The organism is Shigella sp. FC1967 (assembly GCF_001743005.1).
Lineage (GTDB): Bacteria > Pseudomonadota > Gammaproteobacteria > Enterobacterales > Enterobacteriaceae > Proteus.
The window spans coordinates 1-3,395 of the sequence record NZ_MIIZ01000778.1 but is presented as its reverse complement, the minus strand read 5'-3'; the positions used below and the strand labels follow the sequence as shown (position 1 = coordinate 3,395).

At 34.7% G+C, this 3,395-nt stretch carries 5 protein-coding genes; 2 read left to right on the top strand and 3 right to left on the bottom strand.

Going from position 1 to position 3,395, the window contains the following annotated elements; all coding sequences use genetic code 11:
* Window positions 1-3 precede the first annotated feature (3 nt).
* Window positions 4-123 (top strand): histidine kinase dimerization/phospho-acceptor domain-containing protein, encoded by a 120-nt coding sequence (locus tag BHE89_RS27065; RefSeq protein WP_353615125.1) that lies wholly within the window; start codon window positions 4-6, stop codon window positions 121-123.
* Complete coding sequence (locus tag BHE89_RS12750) at window positions 113-1,630, top strand: response regulator (RefSeq protein WP_286146108.1); 1,518 nt, start codon at window positions 113-115, stop codon at window positions 1,628-1,630. The genes BHE89_RS27065 and BHE89_RS12750 overlap by 11 nt, the downstream gene beginning before the upstream one ends.
* A gap of 222 nt (window positions 1,631-1,852) precedes the next feature.
* On the opposite strand, the gene rcsB is transcribed toward BHE89_RS12750, so the two are convergent.
* From rcsB to BHE89_RS25700, 3 genes are all read right to left on the bottom strand, one after another.
* Window positions 1,853-2,509: a response regulator transcription factor RcsB gene (rcsB, locus tag BHE89_RS12745; RefSeq protein ID WP_069368014.1), complete on the bottom strand. Its 657-nt coding sequence runs from the start codon at window positions 2,507-2,509 to the stop codon at window positions 1,853-1,855.
* A 78-nt stretch (window positions 2,510-2,587) separates the two neighbouring features.
* Window positions 2,588-2,788, bottom strand: a complete 201-nt coding sequence (locus BHE89_RS25705) for an Hpt domain-containing protein (RefSeq protein WP_286146107.1) — start codon at window positions 2,786-2,788, stop codon at window positions 2,588-2,590.
* A gap of 54 nt (window positions 2,789-2,842) precedes the next feature.
* Window positions 2,843-3,124, bottom strand: a complete 282-nt coding sequence (locus BHE89_RS25700) for a hypothetical protein (protein ID WP_286146109.1) — start codon at window positions 3,122-3,124, stop codon at window positions 2,843-2,845.
* Window positions 3,125-3,395: the final 271 nt, after the last annotated feature.

Genomic DNA, 3,395 nt, shown 5'->3' with positions numbered 1-3,395 from the left:
AATATGGCAACAGCTGCGGAGCAAGCTAACCAAGCGAAATCGATGTTTTTGGCAACGGTTAGTCATGAATTACGAACGCCACTTTATGGAATTATTGGCTATTTGTGTTTTAGTGGATATTAGCGCACGGGTTAAAATGGAGCGCTCACTACAAAATATGGCAACAGCTGCGGAGCAAGCTAACCAAGCGAAATCGATGTTTTTGGCAACGGTTAGTCATGAATTACGAACGCCACTTTATGGAATTATTGGCAATTTAGAGTTATTGCAATCTTTGACACAAAGCGATGATACTGCTCGATTGTTAAAAACAATGGATAACTCCTCATCGTTATTACTAAAAATTATTAGTGATATTCTCGATTTCTCGAAAATTGAATCTAAACAGTTAAAAATCGATATTCAGCCTTTTAATTGTCGGCAAGTGCTCTCTTTTGTTATCTCTAACTATTTACCTTTGATTGCGAAAAAAGGCTTGGCTATTTACTGTTTTATCGAACCTGATGTACCTAAAATTGTCAATAGTGATCCTGTTCGTGTACAACAAGTTATCTCTAATCTATTGAATAACAGTATAAAATTTACCACGACGGGATGTATTACCTTACATCTTTATAAAGATGATTATTATCTCTATTTCGATATTCACGATACAGGACGGGGGATCAGTGACAAAGCATTACATGAGCTTTTTGAACCTTTCTTCCAAGTGTCTCAAAATACAGAAAGTGCCTCAGAAGGAACAGGATTAGGTTTAGCTATTTGTGAAAAGTTGATCCACTTAATGGATGGGGATATCAGCGTCGTTTCCCAAGAAAATATTGGGAGTCGTTTTACGGTTCGTATACCCCTTTATGGTGCTTTAAAAGAAATAGAGCCTTTCTCTAAACAGAATATTTATAAAGAAAGTAATATTCGTTGTTTTATTGATATTAAAAATCTTTATTTAGAAGGTTTTATTAATCGATATCTTCGTTATTTTGGCTTGAGTTGTGAATTGCTTACTGAAGAAGTGGTGATCTCTTCAACCGATTTTATTATCACCGATTACGATACACCAAGAAAAGATAACTGCCAATTTATTAGGATCAATGAGCATTACTTTGAGCCGTCGAAGAAAACAGCTGAAAATGTATGGGTTTGCAGTACTTATAAACTAAACGAGTTAACTAAAATAATACTCCAGCTGCCGCAAAACAAAGTTGAAGCAAATTGCGTGGAAATCGTGAAGCAAGATACGGATTGTGGCTTACAAACCTTAACGGTTCTTATTGTTGATGATCACCCAATAAATCGCTTATTGTTGACCGATCAACTGAAAAAAATCGGTTTTAATACAGCCACCGCAGAAGATGGCTGTGATGCATTAACGTATTTAACTAAAAATCATGTTGATATCATTCTGACGGATGTCAATATGCCAAATATGAATGGCTATCAGCTAGCAACACATATAAGAGAAATAGGCAGTAATATGCCAGTAATTGGTGTGACGGCGAATGCGATTGCAGAAGAGAAGCAACGCTGTATTGATGCAGGAATGAATGATTGTGTTTCTAAACCTGTTTCGCTCTCTATTTTAAGAGAAGTATTGGTAAAGTATATTCCAAAAGATCATTCTAGAGCGTGAAGACGTTTCTATTACAGCCTGTGAGTGTAAAACGGATTAAAAGGCATAATATAAGCGGTATCGCTTATAAGGTGCTTCTAAACAGGTAAATATTGGTAGGGAAGAAAGAGGAAAGCCCTAACAGAATGGAGGATAAAGAGTAAACACCTAAAAGCAGAGAAGCTCCCACAAAGGGTTGAGCTTCCTGATTTTATCGGTGCGACTAAGATAACTGTAGTGAAATTAATCTGGGCCGTTAATTTCCTTATCAATAGTCACTGATGACAAATAATTAAGTAATGCGATATCGTTATCGACACCTAATTTCATCATGGCTGATTTTTTCTGACTACTAATCGTTTTAATACTACGATTAAGTTTTTTCGCAATTTCGGTTACAAGAAAACCTTCAGCAAATAATCTCAGTACTTCACTTTCTTTTGGTGATAAACGCTTATCGCCATAACCATTTGCATTTACTTTTTCAAGTAGCTTCGCTACGCTTTCAGGCATAAATTTTTTGCCTTTTTGCAGTGCAGCTAAGGCCTTCGGTAGATCAGTTGGAGCACCTTGTTTAAGTACAATACCTTCAATTTCAAGATCAAGAACTGCGCTTAAAATAGCAGGGTTGTTATTCATTGTGAGTACAATAATCGACAAATTAGGATAATGTCTTTTGATGTACTTGATGAGTGTAATACCATCACCATACTTATCGCCAGGCATAGACAAGTCTGTAATTAAAGCATCTACATTTAACTTGGGTAATTTATTGATAAGTGAAGTTGAATCTTCAAATTCACCTACAACATTAACCCATTCAATTTGTTCTAAAGATTTACGAATGCCGAATAAAACAATTGGGTGATCATCGGCAATAATAATATTAAGGTTATTCATGTTTAATTGTTACCTTGCTGCAGCAACTGTTGAATCCATTTATCCAGTTGAGTGATACGTTCTTTGATCTCTAATTCATTATGATTTTTTTATGTCATGCTCTAAATATTCACAGCTTTCTCTGAGATATTCTAAATCTAACATGGCAAAAACCCCTTTTAGACGATGAGCTGTTTGGGCTAGAGAATGAAAGTCTTTATTTGTTGCTTCTAAGTGTAGTTTTTCAACATCAATAGGAACAGTACTGATAAATAGTTCCTTATAATCACTACCATTCAACTTCTTCCTATAATTATTAAGAATTACTTCGTATTTTATCAAGGTTATTATTTTTCATTCAAAAATACTCTCTTGGCATGTATCTAGAAGAAATGACTCATTTTCTTCAATTAAATAAGTAATAGCCTCTATTAAAGGATCACCGAAGTTATAGTTACACTTTATTAAATCTTTTGATATTTTTTCAAATCCAACAATAGAGCTCATTAATAATATTGTTGGTGATTCAGGGTTATCATTCGGCGTATCCCTAAGTATGATATCGTATTCAGGATAAAGATTCTCTCTATTTTTATCAAAGTATGTAGCGCCATATTTATCAAGCTGTTGGCAGATGATTTTTTTCTATTTCAGGGTTTTTTTATGGCGAGTTTTGCATTTATTCCTTCTAATAATACGTTAAACGTCCGTTCTTCCGTATCTATATGCTGGTATGGGAGTGCAATTCGGAAATGAGAACCATACTTCTTGGCTCTTAATCGTTAATTCTCCTTGTATTTTATTACATTAATAATACGTTAAACGTCCGTTCTTCCGTATCTATATGCTGGTATGGGAGTGCAATTCGGAAATGAGAACCATACTTCTTGGCTCTTAATCGTTAATT